The sequence below is a fragment of the Mesotoga sp. B105.6.4 genome (genome assembly GCF_002896535.1).
Classification (GTDB): Bacteria; Thermotogota; Thermotogae; order Petrotogales; family Kosmotogaceae; genus Mesotoga.
Genome location: NZ_JWIM01000008.1, coordinates 136,776 through 160,141, shown reverse-complemented (window position 1 = coordinate 160,141; position 23,366 = coordinate 136,776). Strand labels below are relative to the sequence as shown.

Sequence of the window (23,366 nt, the reverse complement as noted above, 5' to 3'; positions counted from 1 at the left end):
GTAATAGGATAGCACGCACATGGAGGTAATTGATGAAGGCTCTCATTATAGACGGATACACCGATGAACCGGCGGCCTTCGGAGTACCGCCGTACATATCGCCAAGAATCAGGGCTTTGGCCGGCGCCTTTCTGCTTAAGAGATTTGAGACAGACTACCTTACTATAGATCAGGTAAGAAGTGGCAACCATTGGAACCGACCAAACGACTACGATTTTCTTCTAGTATATGGGGGGGTCACGACCTCAGGCAGGTACTTAGGAGGAACCCCGATATCCAGCTCCGAAATATCGAGACTTCTTGAAGCGAATAAGGACCCGGTGAAAATCGTCAGCGGTCCCTTAGTGTCTGTTGGCTATACTCTGAGAGGAGGTACAACTGCCTTTGCTCCTCGCTTTCTAGGAGCAGATTATCTCTTCAGGGACGAATTCGAGCTCGCTGAGCTGCTTGGCATAGATTACGACGGTTCGCGTTATTCGCTGCTGAACAAGCTGTACGAGGCCGGAGCGAATATTATCGTACTTCATCCCTCTTATCCAGATGTAATAGCTGAAATCGACATATCCTCAGGCTGCGAGAGAAGTGACGGCTATTGCTCTTTCTGCACTGAATCTATTCTCTACGGAGGTTTTGAGTGGAGAAACCTAAAGGGGATTATCTCGGAATTTGAAGCGCTGAGGAGGCTCGGCGTAAAGGCAGTTAGGTTCGGAAGGAGTGCAAACGTGATCGCGTACGGTTACCACAAGAATAGCGACAAACTCGATACACGTTTAATTGAAGAACTTTTCAAATCAGCCAGACACATACTGGAACCCGAAGTGCTTCACATTGACAACGGAAATCCGATTTTCATTGCCAACCATCCCGTCGAATCGAGATCCGTGCTTGAATCGATGGTCAGGTATAATTCCGCAGGAGACACGATTTCTTTCGGCGTGGAGAGCTTCGATAACGAAGTTCGGGAGAGGAATAACCTCGGAGGAAGCGTGGAAGACATAATGTTCGCCATTGATCTGGTCAATGAAGTAGGTGGTACAAGAGTTGATGGTGTCCCGAAACTGCTTCCGGGTGTCAACTTGCTTTATGGTCTTCCAGGACATAGCAGAAACAGTTACGAAGTGGACTACGAAAACCTGGTCTGCATAAGAGACAAGGGGCTACTTGTACGAAGAATAAATATAAGGCAGGTAATGGTCTTTCAGGGGACAGCGATTGCCAAGATGAAGAGGCCGAAAATCGATCATAGATTGTTCGAAAATCACAAGCGACGTATAAGAGAATCAGTAGACACTTCGATGCTAAGGGCAGTCTTCCCTGTTGGAGCAGTTATAAGAGGCGTCCTTCCGGAATACAGCGATGGAATGGTTCACTTTGGCAGACCTCTGGGTACTTATCCTATTCTGGTCGGTACTCCTCTAAGCTTTAAAGAGAAGACCGACTTTGTGGTTATTGACCACGGCATGAGATCTGTAACCGGCCTTCCTGTTGGAACTGAACTGAATGAGCTCGGTGAGAGAGAGCTCGAATATCTGCCCGGAATAGGAAAAGATAGGGCAAGATCGCTAGTAATGAAGAGGCCCAAGACGGTAGAAGAACTGGTAGAGATTGTGGGACCCGAAACGCACAAGACACTATCGTTGGTTAGGACAAAACTAGGAGGAAAGCAAATATGAAGCAGAGAGTCGTTTTAGTTACTACAGGCGGCACTATCGCTATGGTAACCGACCCTGTTACAAGGGCTTCGATTCCGGCTCAGGGGTTAAACAAACACGTGGCCAATGTCGAGGGGCTTAAAGAAGTAGCTCTTGTTGAGCACCATGAGTTTTCAAACATCCCAAGCCCTTATATCAACCCGGAGACCATGTGGAACCTCTCTAAGAGGGTGCAGGGACTCTTAGACAGGGAGGAAGTTTGCGGAGTAGTCATTACTCACGGAACGGACACTCTCGAGGAGACGGCCTACTTCCTCGATCTAACAATAAGGAGCGAGAAACCCGTGATTTGCACAGCAGCAATGAGGAACATCGACGAAATGGGAACCGATGGTCCAAGAAATGTGCTCTCATCTGTCAGAGTTGCTGTCAATCCGCTCGCAGTTGGAATGGGAACCATGGTCTGCCTGAACGACGAAATCCACGCAGCCAGAGAGGTAACAAAGACCTACACCAGCAACGTTGCGACCTTTGACTCTCCTGGCCATGGCCCGCTTGGAATAGTTGACGAAGATTCAGTTATCTTTTTCAGAAAGCCTTTGCTTAGAGCGGTTTTTAACGTTGATAAGATTGAACCGAAAGTCGCCCTTGTCAAGACCTTCACTGGCGATGACGGCTCGATCCTCAGAATTCTGCCCGAGCTGGGCTTCAGAGGATTGGTTCTTGAGACATTTGGGAGAGGCAACGTACCCGTTGAAGTCTATCACGTAGTAAAATACCTAATAAGAGCGAAAGAGTTTCCTGTTATCATTACTTCAAGGTGTTTCAAGGGAAGGGTTCTTGGAGTTTATGGATATGTTGGTGGAGGAAAGAGTCTGGCCGATTTAGGCGCGATCTTTGCTCAGGAGTTGTCCTCAATAAAAGCAAGAATCAAACTGATAGTTATAATGGGGATCACAAGCGAGATGGCGGAAATCGAGAGACTCTTTAAACTCCCTTTGAAGGGGGCATGACGTGGGACGTGAAGTACTGAAGAAACCTCGTTTTCAAGCAGCGGTATTCACATTATTCTATCTTGCAATTTGCTTTGTGGTATTCTCGGTTTCACTAAGAACTGCCGTTATTCTCTTTGCGACTTTCACAGTTGTTCTTTTACTTGAACCCTGGGCAAGGTTCGCACAGAAGTATTTTAGAATCAAGCGTTCAATCTCTTTGGGAATTGGACTGACTATTATGTTCGCAGGAATAACTCTTTTGATTGTCTTTCTGACGACTCCTGTCGCAAAGGAGGCCTCGAAATTCTACAATATTGTCAGAGATTTCTTCCCTTCCGTTCAGGAGGCTGAAATTACCTCTTTCGAAGTGAATGCGAACATCGACAGATTTCTTTCAGACGAAGACCTCCTCGCACAGCTTTCTCATGAAGAGATCGACTCGCTCGATCTACTGTCTAAAGATCTGAAGAACTATTTCGTTGACGTAATGAGGACCATACCTGCAAACCCGGAGGGGTTGGAACAGGATCTCGCTCTGCTCGAGGAGACTCTCAAAGAGCGCAGTGACTATCTTGTGATTGTCAGCAGTAGCAAGCATAAGCAAGCTTCATTTGACGAGATTCATGGCATCGTGGCAAACTATCTGAATCCCGAAGTGGCCGAGTCGCTTTCTGCCATCGTAATGGAGAATGCAATGATAGTTCAGTCACAGGAACTGTGGAAAGATGTAGTGGAATACTTCATGCCGAAGAACATCGATCCGGCAAGACGTAGGGCAACTTACGAAAGCGTAAGAAATTTCCTCATTCAGGTGCAGAACAGCCTTATGAAATTCCTTCCGGGAATACTGGAAAAGGTGCCCAGTTTCGTAACCACCACGGGGTTCGTTCTTTTCTTCACGATAGTGGGCGCGATCTACCTAAGCTACTACTTTCTGACAGTTAAGGAGTTCGCTCCAAGACTCTATCCGAAGAGGATTCGCGATATTGCTCTCAACTTCCTTTCAGACACGTACAAGAACCTCGAGAGGTACGTGATCTCGGTAGTTCTGATAGCATTGATTGTGGGGATCGTAGTCGGCATTGTGGTTCAGTCGATGGGATTGAAATACAGCCTCCTAATGGGGCTCTGGGCTGCTTTTACAAATCTCATACCCATAGTGGGAGTACCACTTGAAATTGTGCCCCTCGTTCTTCTAGCCGTATCCACACAGAATCTCGTTCTTGTCCTGATACTCCTTGTCGTTTTAGTAATAGTTCACGCGGCGGCCTTCATCCTTTTCCTGGTATTCATGAAGGGCTACAACAGAATCAATCCAGTAATAGTCATTTTGATGATTGTGGTGGCAGGACAGTTGCTCGGGCTTTTTGGCGCGATTGTTGCCGTTCCGTTTGGCATTATATTGAAGATGATGTGGATCCATTTCTTCTCACCGATGCTCGAAGAAGAGGAACAGGGTCAACTCGGCGAGTAAGAGATAGCTACGAACGCCGACTGTCATGATCTACCCGAAGCTCACATAATAAAACATGCATCTCCAAAGGAGAAGAATCTGTATTTCATAGAGATAGCCTGTTTATAAGCAGAGAAAATCAATTCTCTCCCTGCAAAAGCAGCAACGAGCATAAGGAGAGTCGATTTCGGGAGATGGAAGTTTGTGACAAGCGAGTCGATTATCCGGAATCTGTAAGGTGGAAAGATGAATATATCCGTCTGGCCGCTGTCTCCCACGAGTTTCCCGTGTCGTGTCGCAATGCTTTCAAGAGTTCTAACTGTTGTGGTACCCACAGCGACAATTCTCCTGCGTTCTGCTCTCGCGTCATTTATCCTCTTTGCCGTTTCCGATGATACCGTGAAGTACTCGCTATGCATTTTGTGCTCATTCAAGACCTCTGATTTCACCGGCCTGAATGTTCCTATTCCAACGTGAAGCGTGATGTACTCGATAGCAACTCCTTTGCTCTCAATGGATCCGAGAAGCTCATCCGTGAAGTGAAGCCCTGCGGTAGGAGCAGCGACTGAGCCCTCCCTCTGCGAATACACCGTCTGATAAGACTCGGGATTATCCGGATACTTGTGAATATACGGAGGAATCGCAAGGAGACCGGCCTCTTTTATCTCTTCATCGGCAGCTCCATGGAAGTCAAGGACTCTGCTAGAGTCTTCACAGTGTTCTACGACCTTACAAGAGATGCTTCTGAAGATAAGCTCATTTCCCAGCTTGATCTTGGAACCAGGTCTCACTATCGCTTTCCAGAGGCCTGAGCCCAGTTTTTCTATCAAGAGGGCTTCCACACTGGCACCTGTTTCCTTTCTACCTATTAGTCTCGCCGGGACGACCCGACTGTTGTTCAACACCAGAACATCACCCGGACGAAGGAGTTCAGTGATTTCTGAGAAGACTCTGTGTTCAAATAGGCCTGTCTCCCTGTTGATCACAAGTAGTCGAGAGCTGTCTCTCGGATCAGCGGGTTCCTGAGCAATCAATTCTTGTGGAAGATCGTAATCAAAGTCTGAGACTTTCATCTATGTCCTCCGGCCGCACTATCTTTATATCATCAACCAAATGATCCAGGAATCTATCGTAGGTGACAACCACTGAGTTGTTCTCTCTCGCGAGGAAGATTATCCTATCATCAGCAGGTGAATAGGTCTCGACTTGTGGCAACGAGAGCAGTCTGTTAAGGCTTTCCTGCTGGAAACCGCCGAGAGTATACCTGATGTTGGCATCAAAGACGATCCTGTAAGGGAACAAGGCGATTCTACAAAACGACATTCTAAGGAAGAGGTCATCGATTCTGTTAAGATCGGCATGTTCGCTCTTCGAGAATACTATATTGCTTCCATCTACAACTACCGATCTTGCGTGACTAGATAAGAGGACCGTTTTCACATACGGATGCGTGAACTTTAGATTCGCCAGTCCTCTCCTCTCCTGTCTGGACAGATTGGAAATCGCCCCTCTCAACAGCTCGAGTTCAGTGATGTTAGTATACACCGCTTGGCCAACTCTGTAAGCAAGATCGGGTTTCTGGGCCAAATCGTCTCTCTCGTACAGTAGCGCCGCCTCAAGCATGACGAAGTTCTGGATTCCATGTCTGCCGATTGACTTACAGAAGGAAAGCCATTCTTTATAGTCGTCTACCGATTTGATTTCCTTTATGATAGGGCCGGTAACGGGCGGGTTATTTCTGGGATCGATCAAGAAAAGCAAATGACCGATACTGGCCAGAGAAGCTTCCGACAGAGACGAAACATAATCGACCCTTTCTTCAGGTGATTTGTCTCGTTCTCTAAGGATGTCTATTGAAAACTCCATCTCTTCATAAGAGAGAGAGCTCAGATCGGGAATCCGTTTTCTTACCTTTGCGATTGCTGCACTACTCACAGGGTTCTTCTTAAGGTGACTGGACAGTCTTTCGATGTGTTCCTTTCTTTTGCTATAATAAGTATAGAAGCCCTGAGAAGAGGCCGACTGTTTGAGTCTACTCAAAACATCTGTAATCATCACTATTCTCCATTCTACGACAGCTTTCAGCCATAAGTAAGTCTTTGACACGCTTTCCTCTCTATGATATAATGAGTTTTGTGCAAATTACAACATGAAGAGGTGAAGCCCCGATGAAAAAAGAAATGCACCCTGAGATGAAGCTGATTACCGTAAAGTGTACCTGTGGCGCAGAACACAAATTCTTCTCGACAAAGGACAACATAAAGATTGACCTTTGTTCCAGCTGCCACCCCTTCTTCCGTGGAGATGCATCTTCAATGATTCTCGACACTGAAGGAAGAGTACAGAAGTTCAGAAACAAATACGGAGACAATTACTGAGTCTGCGCTCTGCGCTCTCTCAAGTATATAGTCAATTGGAGGTTAGTCATGTGAGTGTGAAAGTGGGTACCGTTGTTGAGGGAAGTGTAACTTCTGTCAAGAAATTCGGAGCGTACGTAAATCTTGAAAGCGGTGAGGAAGGGTTCATTCATATTTCCAAAGTGGCAAGAGAGTACGTGAAGAACATTGAAGACTATCTCAAAGTCGGTCAGAAAGTGGAAGCAAAGGTTCTTGGGACGACGAAGGACGGAAAGTGGGAACTGTCAATCAAAGATCTCAAGGCCAAGGGTTCAGAAGAAGGAACGACAAGTCAGGACTTCGAAAAGAAATTGGCCAAGTTCATGAGAGATAGCGGCGAGAAGATATCTGCCTTTAAGAGAAGACTCGACAAGAAAAGAGGTATCCGTAAAAGGCCATAATGCAGAATAGTCCAACAGATATAAAAAGGGAGCAGTGCTCCCTTTTTTGTTTGGCATACCGACCAGTGACAATGAGCAAGAGCACAATAAAAGAGCAAGATCGTTCCTAACAAGGTATAATTGGACATAACACCAGAATTTAGGAGGGTATATTGATGTACTTCCTTGAAAAGGTTATGGCGGTACCGAGACTGCCGGAAAAACTGAATAGACTCGAAGAGATTGCGAGAAACCTTTGGTGGAGCTGGAATTACCCTGCTCAGCAAATGTTCAGATACATGGATCCTGAGATGTGGTATCAGGAGAAGAGAAGTCCGGTGCGTTTGCTTCGTAGGGTCAGCCAGAACAGGCTTTATGAACTCTCTGAAGACAAAGACTTCGCGGAAATGTACGAAAGCGTAGTAAGGCAATTCGATGAGTATATTGCTGGAAAGGACACCTGGCTTGAAAGGGCCCATGGTGAGCGAAAGAATCAGTGTATAGCGTACTTCTGTGCGGAGTATGGCTTTCATGAATCCTTTCCAATCTATTCGGGCGGCCTTGGAATCCTAGCCGGTGATCATCTTAAGACAGCAAGCGATCTAGGACTTAACTTCGTCGCAGTCGGCCTTCTGTACAGGAATGGATACTTCGAGCAGATGATAGATGAATCTGGATGGCAGCAGAACATGTATCATTCCTATGAGTTTGAAGACTTCCCGGTAATTCCTGCGCTGGACGCTTCCGGTGATGAAGTGTTCGTGAATGTTGATTTTCCCGGAAGAAAAGTATGGGCTAAGATATGGAAGGCAGCCATAGGCAGAACGTCGCTTTATCTTCTCGACACCGATATCCCTCAGAACGAGCCCGATGATAGAAAGATCACGGCTACTCTGTATGGTGGAGATCGCGAGATGAGAATAAAGCAGGAAATACTGTTAGGCATCGGTGGAGTTAGAGCCCTAAGAATGCTCGGATACTCTCCAAAAGTCTGGCATATGAACGAGGGTCACGCCGCCTTTTTGTCGGTCGAAAGAATAAGAGAGCTCGTTCAGAAAGACTCAATGGATTTCTCGACGGCTTCTATGATTGTCAAGACGAGCAGTGTCTTCACAACTCACACACCGGTCCCTGCAGGCAATGATACGTTCAGTCTTGACATGATTGACAAGTACTTCCGGGACTTCTGGAGCAAAATGAAGGCCGAAAGAGACGAATTCATAGATCTAGGGATTGAAAAGCTTCCTGGCGGGGGCCAACACTTCAGCATGACCGTTCTAGCGTTGAGATTGTCTGCGCTCGCCAATGGCGTAAGCAAGCTACACGGAAGAGTGAGCAGAAACCTGTGGAACCACATATATCCGGATTTGCCCGCAGTTGAGGTTCCAATAACCCACGTGACGAACGGTGTCCATATCTGGACGTGGCTCAATCCTAACCTCGTCGAGTTGCTCGACAAGTACCTGCCTGAAGGCTGGCATGAAAAGGTATACGACCCAGAGGTGTGGGAAGGGGTCGATAGCATTCCCGAAAAAGAGATTTGGGAGCTTCACATGTCCCTCAAGTCAAGGGCAAGAGGATTTCTTCAGGGCAGGCTTAAGAAACAGAGAATGAGACTAGGTGAGACGATAGAAGATCTTCTGGAAGTAGAGGAAGCCCTTCCCGAAAATGTGCTCACAGTTGGTTTTGCCAGGAGATTTGCTACATACAAGCGCGCAACTCTTATCTTTAAGGACATCAACAGATTGAAATCAATAATCACTAACTCTGAAAGACCTGTCCAGTTTGTCTTTGCCGGAAAGGCCCATCCTGCAGACGATCCCGGCAAGGAGCTCATAAGAAAGCTTTATGAGATTTCCAGAACCCCCGAGTTCAAGAGCAGAGTAATCATCGTCGAGAACTACGACATGAATATCGCCAGGCATCTTGTCAGCGGGGTTGACATTTGGCTCAATACGCCGAGGAGACCGCACGAAGCCAGCGGAACGAGCGGTGAGAAGGCCGGCATGAACGGCGTTTTAAATTTCAGCGTACTCGATGGCTGGTGGGTTGAAGGCTTCAACGGGGAAAACGGCTGGGCCATAGGAGACAACAGAGACTACAAGGACCATGAGCTCCAGGACAGAATAGACTCGGTCTCGATATATAGCACTCTGGAGAAGGAGATAATACCTCTCTATTACTCAAGAGACAAAGACGGTGTTGCAAGACAATGGGCGAAAAGAATGAAGAACTCCATAAAGGAGATTGGGAGTAGATTCAATACTCACAGGATGGTCATTGACTATGCGAACGATCTGTATTTCCCCGCTGCAGATCTTTCTGAAGAGGCTGAAAGAGATGGCTTCAAACTCGCCAAGAGCGCAGCCGTGTGGAAAGACAAGTTCAGTTCCAGCTGGAACGCCATAAGGATCAAACCTAACGTGCAGGGAGAATCCTCAGCCAAGTCAGTGAAGGTAGGTCAGGAGATATCTCTATCGGCAAATATCTATCTGGGCACACTCGATCCCTCTGAAGTTCTCGTCGAGATCTTCGTAGCAAAGATGAACGAAGAAGGAGAGCTGGACAGTTTCAGTCTGTACCCTATGAAGCTCGTTAAGGAAGACGTTCATGGAGAATACGTTTACGGAGGAAAGTTCACCGTATCCGAAGAGGGCGATCTGGCCTATACCGTAAGGGTAATTCCAAACCCTGACAAGCTGCCTGACAGATACTTCATACCTGCTGCGAAATGGATTGTATGAAAAAACCCGCCGCCTTTAAGGCGGGTTTTTAATTATTCATAGAGAAATCTGTCAAAGTTCTCTCGAACTCTCCAGAAGAAATCGCTCCCCATAGCAGCGACTTATACAGACCGGGAACGGTCATGATGGCTCTAAGTTCTTCATCAAGGAAGACTCTCTTCCTGGGGTCGTATTCACCGTCCAGAATGGTCTCTGTCGACTCTGAACCCGAAGAAATAATGCCGACAACCGCATTGTAGACTTCGGCAATCTCTGCTTCTCTTAGTCCCAGCTTTTGGAGCTGTTCGTAAATCTCGTGGCTTTCATTTCCCTCAGCTATCATCCTCAAAACAACATTTATATAATCAGGAAACGTCATCGTCTATTCAGGCACCTCCTAGCATTTCTCTCAATTGAAGAGCGTTATGAATTGCCCTACCCATGTAGCAGTTGTTAAAGAACACATAGACGGGCATATCACGTTTATGAAATTCTAGCACATCGAGGGCAAAACTTCTCAGATCAACTTCCGAATAATCGTAGTTGTATCTTTCGCTTCCGCTACTTCTGAACCAGTTCGAGTTTCTGCCGTGGAACCTGAAATAAGCACCTTTGGCACCGGCGCTGGGGATATAAGGAAACAACTCGCCGATAGATGGTTCATCGACCGTGACGGGTATTCCGCCAATCCTCTCCAGAGCTTCAAAAGTGGCCTTGTTCGCCCAACTATCGTGTCTGAACTCGAAAGCGAGAAGATTACTCTCTGGATCGAAAGAGTCGGCAACCTCTTCAAGATACATCACGTTTCCTTCATTGAATTTGAAAGACCAGGGGAACTGAAAGAGAGTCGGACCCAATTTGCCCTCTTCTCTCATTGGAAGCAAAGCACTAAAGAACTCACTTGAGACTTCCCTTAGGCCCCTTGAATCACCCTTCCATAATTCATGAGTCACCCGGCCAGGCGCCTTCACAGAAAAAGTCATCTCCCCTGGAATCTTCCGTAAAATGCCTGTTATCGTCTTCAGCGATGGCATCCTGTAGTATGTGAAATTCAGTTCAACAGAATTGAACTTCCAGACAGAGTGATAATACCTGAGCATCTGGGAAGAGCTTATTCCTTCGGGGTAAGCAGTTCCTACCCAGTCGGGAAATGAATATCCGCTCGTTCCCAAGTAGATCACTATAGCTCCTCTATTATGTATACAGGATCGTTGTTGTTAATTATTGCAGCGTTGGCCTCGTCAACATCGACATGGAATTCAAGCGCATAGCTGGAATGTACTCTGACTAGAACATCGTCGAAGATTACCCTTCTAGTCCCTGCACCTTCCGCGTAAACCATAACGATATCCTTGTCTTTCACACCATAGACTTCTGCATCCTCAGGAGTCATGTGTATGTGTCTTTTTGCCAGCATCACTCCTGAGTTCAGTACAACCGTCCCCTTTGGTCCTACAATCGTGAGACCGGCAGTCCCGGCATGGTCGCCAGAATCCTTTATCGGGGGTTTGATCCCCAGAGAGAAGGCATCGGTTCTGGATACTTCTATTTGTGTTGCCTTTCTTGCGGGCCCCAGTACCCTCACTCCTGTTATTGCTCCCTTCGGACCGACAAGGATCACTTTTTCGTCACATGCAAACTGTCCGGGTTGACCCAGATCCTTTATTGGAGTGAGCTGATGACCACTTCCAAAGAGTCTACCGATGTCTTCCTCACTCAGATGCAAATGCCGATTCGAAACTCCAGCTTTAATCGCAGGTTGCTTCAGCTTCACAAAAACACCTCCAGTTATCTATTCTTCTTGAACTTCTTAGGACCCACGAGTCCTTTTCTCACTTTCAGAGCTACGTTCTTAGGCCTGGTTAGAACTATTGTAAGTGGACCTTTAGCTACGTTTATCCACCCCAGGCCGCATATGTGAAGCTCCTGACCGGTACGAAGCCTGAATTCCTTAGCCTCCCATCTATACTTACCTCTTTTCGATCTATCAAAGGGAGGTCTCAGTATATCGCCGAACCAACTATCCCATTCATTGGCCGCGGTGTTCGGGTTAGTTTCATGCACCGAGACGCTCTCCGGGACAAAAGTATGAAATATCCCGACTGGATCGCTCTGATTCTTCGCGTCTATCTTCACGAATCCGCCAAGGAAAACCGTTCGAACATCATGAAATTGAAAAGTAGATTTTTTGAGTCTTTTTCTGGCAAGAAGCCTGCTCTGATCCTCGGTACTCATCAAATCCGTCAACCTGTCGTTCGTGAAAATCCCCGGAGTATCGTAAACGGTCACAGCTGAGTTTTTCAGAGTCTTCGAAGCTACCTCTACAGTTGTTCCTGGGAAACGACTCACTATTATCTCTTCTGAACGCATGAGTCCATTCAGAAGAGAGGACTTTCCAACATTAGTCACTCCTATCGAGACAAACTCCTCCGCTGCGGACTTCATATAGGCGTAAAGCGAATTCAGTCCGTACTTGCCCAGTACAGAGACGGGTCTCACTCTGCTCACAGGCTCTTTGATAATGTCCGACGCCCACTCCCTTATCTCTTCAACCTTCACCTCTTTGGGAAGGAGATCTATCTTGTTTAAAACATAGTGAACGGAATGGTTCTTGAGTAGTTGAGAAATATCCTTCCTGTAGGTGCCGTCAAAATCGGAGATATCGATTACGTAAATCACTTCTCGCGCAAGCTTCAGGTACTCGTTAAGGTTATCGAGTGTATGTGACACGGAATCGTTCTCAGGCAAAGAACTATAGTGCTTTATCAAGAAACACCTTCGGCACATTATCTCCTTGCCAGCCTGGAGCCTCGATTCCAAAACCGATTCAGGTAGGTATCCCAGTTCTTCCGGGTCTTCATGCTGTAGTTCCACACCACATCCGCTACATCTCATCTATCAAGCGCCTCCACCTCTGGATGCTTTTTCATTTTGCTTAGAAGAAGACCTTCTACCATTCTTACAAGCTTCGTCCAGAAGAATTCTCTCTCCGAAATAGGTTCGACCTTTATTGTGTACGCCCCTAGAAGATTACCCATAATCATATCTGTGAAGAGCTGGTCTCCCACTACCACTGTCTTGTATGATGGAATATCAAAGTCCTTAAGCACTCGTTTCGCTTTGAATGTCAGAGGCTTTCTAGCTCGGCTGATTACCCTTATTGAATCCAGCTCATCATCGATTCTGCCGAGCCTGCCCGGCTTGCCATTTGAAATTAGAACGACCTCCATACCCAGTCTTTCCACTCTGCTGAGAAGCAACCGTTTCTCCTTCGAGACCGAGCTTGCTCCCCAGGGCTCAAGGGTATTGTCGAAATCGAAGATCACAAGTTTATAACCGGACTCCTTCAACGCATCAAAATCAATGTCCATAACGCCTTCGGCAAACAAATGAGGCGTGGCCAGCCTTCCCGTTCTGAAGATCCAGCCAATACTGAAGAAGAAGACAAAATAAGCTGCAATCGTCATCGTCCCCAGAAGCCTCTTATACCACTTCTGGCTAATATCGACCAGTGGTGCCACCAAGATCGAATACATCCCCATTCTGTTCCCCGCAATAATATCTGTGAAGAAAAGGTCTCCTATTATTACCGTCTTCTCAGGCCGCGACTTCATATCGCTCAGAACCTTCCGGAGTTCCTTGGTACCGGGCTTTCTCATCGAGTGATAAATCCTGAGTTTTTCTCCAAAGAGGTCTCTTAGGTTCCTCACTCTGGATTGCGGACCGTTTGTGACAACAGCGACCTTCATCCCGGCAGCTATGAGATCGTCGATTACCGACTTATTCCTCATATCGAACGGCTCTCTCCAGACTGCTATCGTGTTGTCGTAGTCAAAGAGAATGGTGTTGTAACCTAGCCTCCGGAGCTTGTCGTAGTCTATCTTCCTCACATTCTCGGCTTTGTCGTTTGGTACGGCACTATCAAGTATGTCCAGGATTCGCACGAATCTCCACCACTTCCAAATCTATCCGCTTCTTGATACTCTGAAGGAAACTCTTGAGTTCCTCCAGCAGATCAGCAGGAACGATGATTTTGAGTAGACCTTCATCTGTGACATGCCTTATATTCATCAGATTGTCTTCTGCTTCTGCAATATAACACAATACGTGGATGTCTTCCGGCCTGATCCTAATAAAGAGATCATACTCCAGTGCTTCATTCATCCGACAACCTCACAGCAGCTCGGCAGCCAGACTCGCCAGTTCAGAGCGCTCACCCTTTGTTAGGGTCACGTGGCCCGCAAGCGATTTGTTTGTAAGCCTTGAGGCGGAGTAGGTCAACCCATTACTGTATGCATCAAGGTATGAATTATCAATCTGATAGGGGTCGCCGATCACGACTATCTTCGTGTTTTCGCCCACCCTCGTAATAATCGTCTTGATTTCGTGAGGCGAAAGATTCTGGGCTTCATCGATGATGAAGTATTGATTGGGAATGGACCTCCCCCTAATGTAACTTAAAACCTCTACCTGAAGTTGCTCTTCCTTCTTCATGAAGGCATTCAGGTCCATGTGGCGGTTGTTGAACAACATATAGAGATTGTCGTATATGGGAGTCATCCACGGGTTGATCTTCTCTTCCATCGAACCGGGAAGATAGCCGATGTCCTGGCCCATTGGAATGATCGGCCTTGCCACCAGGAGCCTCTCGTACTTCTTCTCATCCACTACTTTTCTCAAGCCGCAAGCAAGAGAGATTAGAGTCTTTCCGGTGCCAGCCATTCCAGGTATGAACACGACCCTTACGCTATCGTCCAACAGAAGCTCCATTGCCATCATCTGCTCGCGGTTTCTCGGTTTTATACCCCAACTGCCAGACTCCATCGATACTTCAAGAGGAACTATCTTCTTCCCGTCCGGTACAACTCTTCCGAAAATCTCTCGTCCGAAATCGACAAACTCATTCGCCCCGACAGGTTCTGGCAGTCTTCCAGTTGACAGCTCGTCCTTATTTATGAATTCATCCCTGAGAGAAGCATCATCTACTGTCGTTATGCCTGAAAGCTTGTCGTCGATCTCTACCTTGTCATGCAAATAGTCTTCTGCTTTAAGTCCCATAATATCTGCCTTTACTCGCATGTTTATGTCTTTGCTGACTAAAATGACAGGTAGTTTCTCTACGAGATTAAGCTCCATCATGTAAAGCAGAATGGCGTTGTCTTTGTAGTCGTTTGCAGCAAAAGGCGGCAGCTTGCTCTTGAATTCGTTGAACACTGCAATACGCAGTGTACCTCCTGATTCAAGCCTTATCCCCTCTGTGAGTCTCCCTTTTGATCTTAAGGAATCGAGAAACCTGTTAACCTTCCTTGCATTCTGACCGACAGAACCTGAGTTCTTCTTCAGTTTATCTATCTCTTCCAGAACGGGAAAGGGGATAATAATGTTATTGTCCTCGAAATTAACAAAGCAATACGGATCGTGAACCAGAACGTTGGTGTCGAGAATGAAATCCTTAATCAAACCTAACCCCTCCACTTCTTTTCATACTTGATCATTTCGAATACTCCGCCCAGTCTCCTAGCCAAGGCAAGGAAGACCTTCGCTGTTACCCTCGCATCGTCCATAGCTCTGTGAGTAGGAACATCTCTTATCTTCAATCTCTTGGCAATATTGGTGAGGCTGTATGGACCTTCGAAAAAAACCTCATGAGCGATGTCAATCGTGTCTATATAGTTGTTTACAAGTGGCAGCACTCCCGTTTCCTTCGATGCGATATCGAAGAAAGTCATATCGTTCACGATGTTGTGTCCCACGAGTGTCGCCCCACCAACATAGTCGCGAAATCTTGGAAAGACCTCTGCCATAGTGGGCTCTTCCGACACATCTTCGTTCTTCAGTCCATGAATCCCTGTTATTTGCGCCGGTATCATAACAAGTGGATTCACAAGAGACTGGAATGAGAGATTGTGCAGGATTTTGTTCCCATACACCGGGATCGCCGCTATTTCGAGAATTCTATCACCAGAGAGCGGACTGGACCCGGTGGTCTCTGTGTCAATGACTAAGTAGATCTTCTTCATTTCAAACCCTCCGTAAAATTTTACCATGAGAACTGCTTACACTCCTGACCACTTGTTTACTATACAATTGAGTGAGGTGATCCAATTGAAAGAGCTATCAGTAACTGTAAATCATGATCTGGGCAGTAAGAACGCCAAGAAGAAGTTAATGAGAAGAATCGAAGAGCTTAAGAGTGATTATGAAGGGAAGTTCACTCTGGATTCGTCCTGGAAAGATGATTTTCTCGAGTTTCATCTGAAAGCGGCAGGGATTAAGACCGATGGCTATTTGAATGTCACTGAAAGCGAAGTATCTGTTAGTGGAACTCTTCCCGTTTCTCTAGCCGTATTCAGAGGGAAGATCGAAAAGACATTGAAGGCAGAACTTGAGAAGCTTCTAAGTGACGGTGACTGAGAATTGCCGATAGATCTTCACAATCATAGCTTGTTTTCTCCAGACAGCGACACGCCTATAGAAGAGATCGTGAAAGAAGCCGCTGGAAAGGGCTTGAAAGTGATAGGCATCTCCGATCATGACGATCTCGACACTTCTTTCCCATTCAGCTACAGGCTCAAGGATCCGGAGGGCTATCTGGAGAGTCTCTCCAGCCTAAAAGAGAAGTCGAACATAAAGGTTCTATCCGGACTTGAAGTAGGTCTCCAGTCATGCGCTAAGATACCGCCTGATGGAGACTTCGATTACTTCATCTATTCGGTACATGGAGTACCGGGAGTAACTGATCTTTCGGTAGAGAACCTTTGGACGCTCTACCTGGAAGAGGCTATCGAGGCGATTTCGGAAATAGAGAGGCCAGGCTTCTTCGGTCACATAGATTTTCTGAGAAGGTATATTCCAGGTCATAGACCTCTTGATAATCGAATTCTTCTGGACGAATTACTGAAAAGGCTTATTCGAGTTGGAATCGGAATAGAGATTAACACATCCGGCTGGCGGTACCCGTACAAAGAACCGAGCCCGCAGCGCTGGATCGTGGAGAGGTATGTTTCTCTTGGGGGAAGGGTCATAACTGCCGGGTCGGATTCTCACCGCAAGGAGGACGTTGGCAGCTACATACACGACGCCGTCTCTTTGCTAAAGGAGATTGGCGTAGAAGAGATCTTCTACTGTGAAAGGATGGAGTATGTTCCCATCCAGCTCCAGGAGATCTAGAGACTAACTTTCTCTTCCTCTCAGCAGATTCTTGAATTTCATTAAGTTACCAAGCCCGAGAATTCTTATAAATAGAAAGTACACTGCGGTCCCTGCAGTCAGAGTTATCAACGTTGAAATAGATCCCGTTCCAAAGACTGCCTTCCCAAAAAGCATTAGTCCGGACATGACAAGAGAAGCAACGATGATTTTCAGCATGGCCGTTACCTTCGCCTTTTCATATCCGGTCCATCTGAGGAGTGCTGCCGATACGATGACTGTACCGACAATTCCCGCAATACTTGTCGCTAATGCCACACCCAAAGGTCCTATTGTAAAACCGAGCAATATATCGAGAACCACATTCACACCAACCATGATCGCAGAGATTATTGTGGGCGTCCTGGGGCTCTTCCTTGCATAATATGCCCTTGATAGAACACCGTAAGATCCATAGAAAGGAAGTCCCAGAGTGTACCCGTAAAGGAGGGCTGTGGTTAAGGCCGTATCTGCAGGAGTGAACGAACCTCTCTCAAACAGAATACGGACAATCCCTTCGCCGAGAACAAGAAGTCCCAGTGTTGAGGGGATAATCAAAAAGGCGAGAACGGTTAACGCGTCCCATAGAGAACTCCTGAATTTCTCTTTAGAACCTTCTCCGGTAAGTTTTGAAAGTTTCGGAAGCGCTACCGTGGCCACCGCGATTGCGAAGACGCCTAGAGGAAGCTGATAGAGCCGCTGGGCGTATCCAAGACTCGATACGGCTCCCCTCCCAAGCTCAGTTGACACTCTAATATCGACAAAGGAGTTGATTTCGTTGATCGCCGGGGAAATCGCAGAAAAAAGGAACAGGAGCAGGAACTCCCTGACATCGCTTTTGTTGTAGCCCGGCTTGAAGACAAAACCCTTTGATCTTGCGGAGAGAGCGACCACGCCGAGCTGGATGACTCCTCCGACAAGAAATCCGATCGTAGGACCGACAATTGGAGTTGAGAACCTTCCTGAAAGCAAAATTCCAGCGATCGTCGAGAGATTTATGAACATTGGTGAGACTGCCGCAATGAAAAAGGCATCGAGACTGTTGAGAACACCGCAGTAGACTGCCCAAAGAGATACTAGTACAATAAACGGAAAGGAAATCCTTATAAGTTGAGAGGTCAGTTCAAGTGCTGATTGATCGAAACCTCCGGCAAAGACAGAGGCAACCCCGTCAGAGAATATGCTTCCCGCTGCTGAAATCGCGCCCGAGACAATAACTACGAATATGAGAACGGTAGAAGCGAACATAAAAGCTCTCTCTCTCGAGCTCTTCAGCTTCTCGTTGAATACTGGAACGAAAGCCATCGTCATCGCTCCATCTGCAAAGATCTTTCTGAGAAAGAAGGGAATCATGATCGCAACTAAATATGCGTCGTACTGAGCCGACGTGCCGAAATAGCTGGCAAAAAGGGAGTCTCTGACGAGACCCGTAATTCTTGATAACAACGTTGCTATTGCAAAAAGAGCCGTGCTTCTGACCGTGCTAGCCGTCATAGAAACCTCCAGAGAAGATTATAATACATGGTCGAAGGATTGGATAGGAGAGAAGTCTCAGATATCCAGTCACGAGCCAAGTTGATAACTATGATATACTGAGCATGGCTATTACGAATGATCCTAAGGAGGGAAAGCCCCAAGGCTGATGAGTATGAAAAAGGTAGCTCTGATATTCGGAACCAGACCGGAGGCAGTGAAGATGGCTCCTGTCTATCTGGCGCTGAAGAATTCCTCTCTTAGGCCTGTTGTAATTGCTACGGCCCAGCACAGAGAGATGCTCGATCAGGTTCTCTCACTCTTCGGCATAGAACCCGACTTTGATCTGAATATCATGCAACAAAGGCAGTCTCTTTCGGGCCTTACTTCCAGACTGATCGAAAAACTCGACGAGATATATTCGCAAAACAAGTTTGATGCAACGCTCGTTCAGGGTGATACCACATCTACTTTCACGGGCGCCCTGGTATCTTTCTATCATAAGATCCCAGTTGGTCATGTTGAAGCGGGGCTGAGGACCGCCAACGTTTACGATCCCTTTCCTGAAGAAGTCAACAGAAGGCTCAACGGAGTCATTTCAACGTACCACTATCCACCAACTGAGAAATCAAAGCTGAACCTGCTTAAAGAAGGAGTGCCTGAAGAAAACATGCTTGTTACAGGCAATACTGTCATCGATGCCCTGCTGTGGGTAACAAGCAACAAGTCCAGGCTTACTTCGAGCTTCAGAGAAGCGCTTGGTGTGGAGGGTGATGACTACATTCTAGTAACCATGCACAGAAGGGAAAACTGGGGAAGACCGATGCAGGAAGTTATGAAAGCAATAAAGGATGTCCTCAACGAGTTCCCCCGGATGAAAGTTGTCTTTCCGGTTCATCTCAATCCTGCCGTCAGAGAAGTCGTCTATCCGGAGCTTGAAGAACACGACAGGGTAGTCTTGACTGATCCGCTCGATTACCTTCCCTTCATTTCTTTGATGGAGAAATCAAAGCTCATACTGACGGACTCTGGCGGAATCCAGGAAGAGGCCCCTGCTCTTGGAAAGCCGACATTGGTACTGAGGCGCACAACGGAGAGACCAGAAGCGATCGAAGCAGGTACTGCCAAGCTTGTAGGAACAAGTAGAGAAGCCGTCTTCATGGAGACAATGAGACTTCTCAGCGATTCACGGGAATATGAGCGTATGGCGAAGGCTAGAAATCCGTTCGGAGATGGTACTGCGTCAAAAAGGATCTCTGATCACCTCTGTAAAAACCTGTAGATCCATTTACCGACTGCTAATCCTCGATTGCTTTCATCTTAAGCTCCCAGAAGTATTCGTACAGCTCTGAAAGTGAAGAGAATTTTATCTTCAGATGATCAACTAACGCTGAAGTCATTAGAATGTCGTCTATCTCCCGGTTGGCAGCGATGTAGAAGTCTCTATATTGAAACCATTCGAGCAGCTCTATGGTACTGCGTCAAAAAGGATCTCTGATCACCTCTGTAAAAACCTGTAGATCCATTTACCGACTGCTAATCCTCGATTGCTTTCATCTTAAGCTCCCAGAAGTATTCGTACAGCTCTGAAAGTGAAGAGAATTTTATCTTCAGATGATCAACTAACGCTGAAGTCATTAAAACGTCGTCTATCTCCCGATTGGCAGCGATGTAGAAGTCTCTATATTGAAACCATTCGAGCAGCTCTTCGGAGACTCCTTCTCTTTTCCGTCTTCTCTTGTACTTCTCTCCGAAAACCGAGAAATCGCTCTCTCTCAGAATACGAGTCTTTTCTGTAAACCTCGATGGATTCTTCGCTATTTCTTCATGGATCTTACTCATAGTCTCTCGAGATGGGAAGTAGAATCCCATACCGTACCGGTATCTGTCGGGAAAGAGCTCAAAAAAGTATCCGGGAGAGTCCTTCCAGTCGGGCCCTGGCACCCTGAAAGTGAACCACATATTGGTTCTGTAGGGAGGCTTTCCCTTGTTGCGCCTTGCATCCCGACTTATTCTGCTTATGGTCTTTCCAACCTGAGGTCTCACTTCCACAAAGGGATCTAGCCTTTCCATGAAGGGCGCAAGTTCACTTACAAGTGCCTTGAAGGGTTCAAGCAAGCACACACGATACCGATCACGGTTTTTATCCATCCAGGAACGGTTGTTGTTCATCCCGAGATCCATGAGAAATGAAATGGTCTCACCTGAAAATCCCGTGAACTGTCTTTCGCTCATCTCGCCTCCGCAATCGAGTGGGAAACGTAACTACCTTTCTCACAGTAGAATACCTCTTTAACTCCAAGCTTATATAGAAGAGAAACGGCCTGTGAACTGTAGCTCCCCACCTGATATGCTCTATGAGAGTCAGAGCCTATAGTCAGTAGACGTCCTCCGAGTTCGAGGTATCTCTCTATCACCCATGATTGAGGGGTAGGGTCTCCGATTCCGTACATCCAGCCCGAAGTATTGACTTCAAGCCCCACATGACAGGATACCAGCTTCATAAGCAGCTGATCCATCTGCGGTCCGGATCTAGGAGGCTTTGCGTAAGGAATATGCCTTCTGAGGAAATCGAGATGGCCAAGAAAACCCGGTTTCTCGATCAAATCAACTGCTAGAGTCGCCTCGCGAAGGTAGATATCCCAAGGGTCCTCAAGAGTCTTCAGATCTGGCCTTCCCGGAACCGTGTGGACTGAGTAGATGAAGAAATCCATCTCCTCAAAAGGCAAGAGAATACCCTGGGACTGAAGACCCAGTTCAAGCCCGGCAAGTATCTTGATGGGAAACTTCCCCTCAAAGCTCTTGATCTCCTTCAGATAGCCCCCCGTTTCTTCGGGCTGCAAGCAGACTTCCTGAGAGACGTAAGGGTCGAAGTGATCTGATATGCCGACGACATGAAGCCCTTTGAGTGAAGCCGACTGAATAACTTCCTCGACCGTATTCCTTCCGTCTGAGAAAATTGTATGATTGTGAATATCTATCATCATAAGACTCCGCAATCTATACTAGCATATTAATCAGAAAGCAATTGTACAGCCGCTCTCTTTTCTCTGTCGGTTATATGCAAATATATACTAGTTGTAGAAAGATTAGCATGGCCCAGTAATTCCTGTACTGTTTTTATACTTGCTCCTTTTTGTAGAAGTTGTGTAGCAAAACTATGTCTGAATATATGCGGAGTGACTCGTTTCTCTGGATATACAAGTTTTACTTGTGTATTCAGTACTTTTGGAATAACGTTCCTCGCCATCGGCTCCCCACGGGTCCCGATAAAGACATGATCCTCATACTCGCTAAGGGGGAAATCCTTCCTTATCTGGAGGTAATCCTTAATTATGGCAAGGACCTGATCGTTCAGAGGAACCTCCCTGTCTCTATTTCCCTTTCCGCTCAGTATTCTTACAGCTGGCGAATTACCCATCCTAAGATCACCGAGTCTTAGTTTGCATACTTCGCTGACTCTCAGTCCACAGAAGTACATCACCGCCACAATAGCCTTGTTTCTCTTGCCAAGATTGGTTTCCTTGAAAGACGATATGATCTTCATTACCTCATCATGACTTATGTAGTCGGGGATCCTGCGTCTCGTCTTAGGGTTCTTTATGAGCTTCGTAGGGACCTTGCCAACCGTACCGCTTATATAAAGAAATGTATAGAATGACCTAATAGTTGAGAGGTTCCTCGAGACGGTAGTTGCTGAAGGCCTCTTCCTGGAGTACTTACCCTGAGAATACTCCTTCACGAAAAGTTCGATGTCTCTTCTCTTCACCTCTTTAAAATCTGTATTATGACTCTCTAGAAACAACTGAAAGTGGTGAAGATCCGAAAGATATGCTGCGATGGTGTTGAATGACATATTCCTAACATATTCCATATTGTCCTTGAATCTCTCGACGGCTTCGACAAACTCCATACATACCCCCAAATTGTCCTACATTATGAGTCATAATAGTCATTATGACTCATATATTGTATTATAACACAGCTCATTCTCTATACGGTGTTCTGTAAGTCTTATTAGAGGCGCATTATAGAATTACATCTCGTATATTGCCCTGTAACGCATTTTTTTGACAGGATGCATCTTGTACTATCCAAACAGCAAGAAACGAGCGCTAAGAGCCGTTTAACGAGTATTTGTCTGTAATGCTCTCTCAAAGCCCGCTCTGATTTCCGATATTATAGCTCTGTATTTATCTGCAAGTCTATACCTCTTTCCCTCTCGCACCACAAGCTCTTCCTTGATTCCCGAGTAGTGTTTTGAAAGAGCTCCCATTATAGCGCCCAACGCCATTGGTCCTTTGACCAGTTCGCTCTCGTTCATCTCCAGAAACTCGTTTATTTTCCCCACCAGATCGTCTCCGACCATCGGAGAATCGAGCAAGGAGAACAACATGCCAACTGTAGGAAGTTTCAATCTGTTCATAATGAAGTCTTCCAGTTCCTCTTTTGTCCACTCCTTCTGAAGAGAGACTTGCGGCTTTCGAGCGAGTTCCTTTTTGAAGGCAAGAAGCATCAGCTCCATAAACGAAGATATCCTTTTGTCGTAGTCATCGTCAGTTACAAGAATCGAGGCTACCGAACTTACAGGAAGCTCAATCTGCTCTATCATCGCGAACAACATTCCCAGGCGTCCCACAGTCACGAAGGGCCTACCCAGGTCGATAGCCTCAGGCAGTATGAGCAGCGCATTTCTGGCTACACCCTTTGCTTCTTCGAAGCTGGCGCAGATGATGGCGGCTACTCTTATCTGTATATCCTCCCCGACCTTCCAGATACCCGTGATCTTCTCTCTGCCTGAGTATTTGACGTAATCCACAGAAAAGCCGGAGATCTCGGCCAGTCTGTTGACCAGATCTGCAAACGCTCTCCCAAGACTCTCAGAATCGCCTTTGAATGTGGGGTAGGCTTCCAGCAGCCCGTCAATATCACTAATTACCATCTCCGGTGTCTTGTATTTCGAAAGGAACTCTCTAATGAACCTGCTCCTACTTGAATGCTCTCCACCTTCATCACTGAGCTTGCCAAGTATCCTCACAACATCGACAGATGCAATCTGTGCTGGCATAGTATCACCTCTTACATTATACTAACACAAAAACAATC

At 46.6% G+C, this 23,366-nt stretch carries 24 protein-coding genes; 9 read left to right on the top strand and 15 right to left on the bottom strand.

What is annotated here, in order from left to right; genetic code table 11:
* The first annotated feature begins 32 nt into the window (after window positions 1–32).
* Genes RJ60_RS03710 through RJ60_RS03700 form a run of 3 tightly spaced genes read left to right on the top strand, consistent with a single transcriptional unit; the run spans window position 33 to window position 4,121 of the window.
* The gene (locus tag RJ60_RS03710) at window positions 33–1,673 is read left to right on the top strand and encodes a radical SAM protein (protein WP_103134009.1); all 1,641 of its coding nucleotides are present in this window, start codon (window positions 33–35) and stop codon (window positions 1,671–1,673) included.
* On the top strand, window positions 1,670–2,665 hold the full coding sequence (locus RJ60_RS03705; protein WP_103134008.1) for an asparaginase: 996 nt from the start codon (window positions 1,670–1,672) through the stop codon (window positions 2,663–2,665). Before RJ60_RS03710 ends, RJ60_RS03705 begins: the two co-directional genes overlap by 4 nt.
* A 1-nt stretch (window position 2,666) precedes the next feature.
* Window positions 2,667–4,121: an AI-2E family transporter gene (locus tag RJ60_RS03700; RefSeq protein ID WP_103134007.1), complete on the top strand. Its 1,455-nt coding sequence runs from the start codon at window positions 2,667–2,669 to the stop codon at window positions 4,119–4,121.
* Window positions 4,122–4,162: 41 nt separating this feature from the next.
* Here RJ60_RS03700 and queA read toward each other — a convergent pair whose 3' ends face one another.
* Window positions 4,163–5,173, bottom strand: a complete 1,011-nt coding sequence (gene queA, locus RJ60_RS03695) for a tRNA preQ1(34) S-adenosylmethionine ribosyltransferase-isomerase QueA (protein WP_103134006.1) — start codon at window positions 5,171–5,173, stop codon at window positions 4,163–4,165.
* Window positions 5,154–6,206, bottom strand: a complete 1,053-nt coding sequence (locus RJ60_RS03690) for a ribonuclease (RefSeq protein WP_258006167.1) — start codon at window positions 6,204–6,206, stop codon at window positions 5,154–5,156. The genes queA and RJ60_RS03690 overlap by 20 nt, the downstream gene beginning before the upstream one ends.
* 62 nt (window positions 6,207–6,268) lie before the next feature.
* Here RJ60_RS03690 and rpmE point away from each other — a divergent pair, with 62 nt between their 5' ends.
* From rpmE to glgP, 3 genes are all read left to right on the top strand, one after another.
* The gene (gene rpmE / locus RJ60_RS03685) at window positions 6,269–6,478 is read left to right on the top strand and encodes a 50S ribosomal protein L31 (RefSeq protein ID WP_099829009.1); all 210 of its coding nucleotides are present in this window, start codon (window positions 6,269–6,271) and stop codon (window positions 6,476–6,478) included.
* Between the two features lie 50 nt (window positions 6,479–6,528).
* Window positions 6,529–6,897: a S1 RNA-binding domain-containing protein gene (locus RJ60_RS03680; protein WP_099829008.1), complete on the top strand. Its 369-nt coding sequence runs from the start codon at window positions 6,529–6,531 to the stop codon at window positions 6,895–6,897.
* Window positions 6,898–7,052: 155 nt separating this feature from the next.
* The gene (gene glgP, locus RJ60_RS03675; RefSeq protein ID WP_103134005.1) at window positions 7,053–9,620 is read left to right on the top strand and encodes an alpha-glucan family phosphorylase; all 2,568 of its coding nucleotides are present in this window, start codon (window positions 7,053–7,055) and stop codon (window positions 9,618–9,620) included.
* Window positions 9,621–9,648: 28 nt separating this feature from the next.
* Here glgP and RJ60_RS03670 read toward each other — a convergent pair whose 3' ends face one another.
* From RJ60_RS03670 to RJ60_RS03635, 8 genes are read right to left on the bottom strand one after another with little or no spacing between them, the layout of a single operon-like run.
* Complete coding sequence (locus tag RJ60_RS03670; RefSeq protein ID WP_099829006.1) at window positions 9,649–9,978, bottom strand: hypothetical protein; 330 nt, start codon at window positions 9,976–9,978, stop codon at window positions 9,649–9,651.
* Window positions 9,979–9,985: 7 nt separating this feature from the next.
* The gene (locus RJ60_RS03665) at window positions 9,986–10,780 is read right to left on the bottom strand and encodes a DUF72 domain-containing protein (protein ID WP_099829005.1); all 795 of its coding nucleotides are present in this window, start codon (window positions 10,778–10,780) and stop codon (window positions 9,986–9,988) included.
* A complete protein-coding gene (pduL, locus tag RJ60_RS03660) occupies window positions 10,780–11,373 on the bottom strand; it encodes a phosphate propanoyltransferase (RefSeq protein WP_099829004.1) in 594 nt (197 codons plus the stop codon). Before pduL ends, RJ60_RS03665 begins: the two co-directional genes overlap by 1 nt.
* A 14-nt stretch (window positions 11,374–11,387) precedes the next feature.
* Window positions 11,388–12,494 (bottom strand): GTPase, encoded by a 1,107-nt coding sequence (locus tag RJ60_RS03655; RefSeq protein ID WP_103134004.1) that lies wholly within the window; start codon window positions 12,492–12,494, stop codon window positions 11,388–11,390.
* On the bottom strand, window positions 12,491–13,543 hold the full coding sequence (locus RJ60_RS03650) for a YqeG family HAD IIIA-type phosphatase (RefSeq protein WP_103134003.1): 1,053 nt from the start codon (window positions 13,541–13,543) through the stop codon (window positions 12,491–12,493). Before RJ60_RS03650 ends, RJ60_RS03655 begins: the two co-directional genes overlap by 4 nt.
* Complete coding sequence (locus RJ60_RS03645) at window positions 13,521–13,763, bottom strand: DUF4911 domain-containing protein (protein WP_103134002.1); 243 nt, start codon at window positions 13,761–13,763, stop codon at window positions 13,521–13,523. The genes RJ60_RS03650 and RJ60_RS03645 overlap by 23 nt, the downstream gene beginning before the upstream one ends.
* Window positions 13,764–13,772: 9 nt before the next feature.
* The gene (locus RJ60_RS03640) at window positions 13,773–15,059 is read right to left on the bottom strand and encodes a PhoH family protein (RefSeq protein WP_103134001.1); all 1,287 of its coding nucleotides are present in this window, start codon (window positions 15,057–15,059) and stop codon (window positions 13,773–13,775) included.
* Window positions 15,060–15,061: 2 nt separating this feature from the next.
* Entirely contained in the window at window positions 15,062–15,619 is a 558-nt protein-coding gene (locus RJ60_RS03635; protein ID WP_103134000.1) for a PolC-type DNA polymerase III, read from the bottom strand.
* A gap of 85 nt (window positions 15,620–15,704) precedes the next feature.
* On the opposite strand from RJ60_RS03635, the gene RJ60_RS03630 reads away from it, so the two are divergent.
* Together RJ60_RS03630 and RJ60_RS03625 are read left to right on the top strand one after the other, a co-directional pair.
* The gene (locus RJ60_RS03630) at window positions 15,705–16,013 is read left to right on the top strand and encodes a polyhydroxyalkanoic acid system family protein (protein ID WP_103133999.1); all 309 of its coding nucleotides are present in this window, start codon (window positions 15,705–15,707) and stop codon (window positions 16,011–16,013) included.
* Between the two features lie 3 nt (window positions 16,014–16,016).
* Complete coding sequence (locus RJ60_RS03625) at window positions 16,017–16,769, top strand: histidinol-phosphatase HisJ family protein (protein ID WP_103133998.1); 753 nt, start codon at window positions 16,017–16,019, stop codon at window positions 16,767–16,769.
* Between the two features lie 3 nt (window positions 16,770–16,772).
* Here RJ60_RS03625 and murJ read toward each other — a convergent pair whose 3' ends face one another.
* Entirely contained in the window at window positions 16,773–18,281 is a 1,509-nt protein-coding gene (murJ, locus tag RJ60_RS03620) for a murein biosynthesis integral membrane protein MurJ (RefSeq protein WP_103133997.1), read from the bottom strand.
* A gap of 154 nt (window positions 18,282–18,435) precedes the next feature.
* On the opposite strand from murJ, the gene wecB reads away from it, so the two are divergent.
* Window positions 18,436–19,542: a non-hydrolyzing UDP-N-acetylglucosamine 2-epimerase gene (gene wecB / locus RJ60_RS03615; RefSeq protein WP_103134090.1), complete on the top strand. Its 1,107-nt coding sequence runs from the start codon at window positions 18,436–18,438 to the stop codon at window positions 19,540–19,542.
* 254 nt (window positions 19,543–19,796) lie between these two features.
* Here wecB and RJ60_RS03605 read toward each other — a convergent pair whose 3' ends face one another.
* The 4 genes from RJ60_RS03605 to RJ60_RS03590 form a co-directional block, all read right to left on the bottom strand.
* Window positions 19,797–20,495, bottom strand: a complete 699-nt coding sequence (locus tag RJ60_RS03605) for a DUF2461 domain-containing protein (protein ID WP_103133996.1) — start codon at window positions 20,493–20,495, stop codon at window positions 19,797–19,799.
* On the bottom strand, window positions 20,492–21,247 hold the full coding sequence (locus tag RJ60_RS03600) for a PHP domain-containing protein (protein ID WP_258006166.1): 756 nt from the start codon (window positions 21,245–21,247) through the stop codon (window positions 20,492–20,494). The genes RJ60_RS03605 and RJ60_RS03600 overlap by 4 nt, the downstream gene beginning before the upstream one ends.
* Before the next feature lie 26 nt (window positions 21,248–21,273).
* Window positions 21,274–22,173: a tyrosine-type recombinase/integrase gene (locus RJ60_RS03595; RefSeq protein WP_103133994.1), complete on the bottom strand. Its 900-nt coding sequence runs from the start codon at window positions 22,171–22,173 to the stop codon at window positions 21,274–21,276.
* A 213-nt stretch (window positions 22,174–22,386) separates the two neighbouring features.
* Window positions 22,387–23,328: a hypothetical protein gene (locus tag RJ60_RS03590; protein ID WP_103133993.1), complete on the bottom strand. Its 942-nt coding sequence runs from the start codon at window positions 23,326–23,328 to the stop codon at window positions 22,387–22,389.
* Window positions 23,329–23,366: the final 38 nt, after the last annotated feature.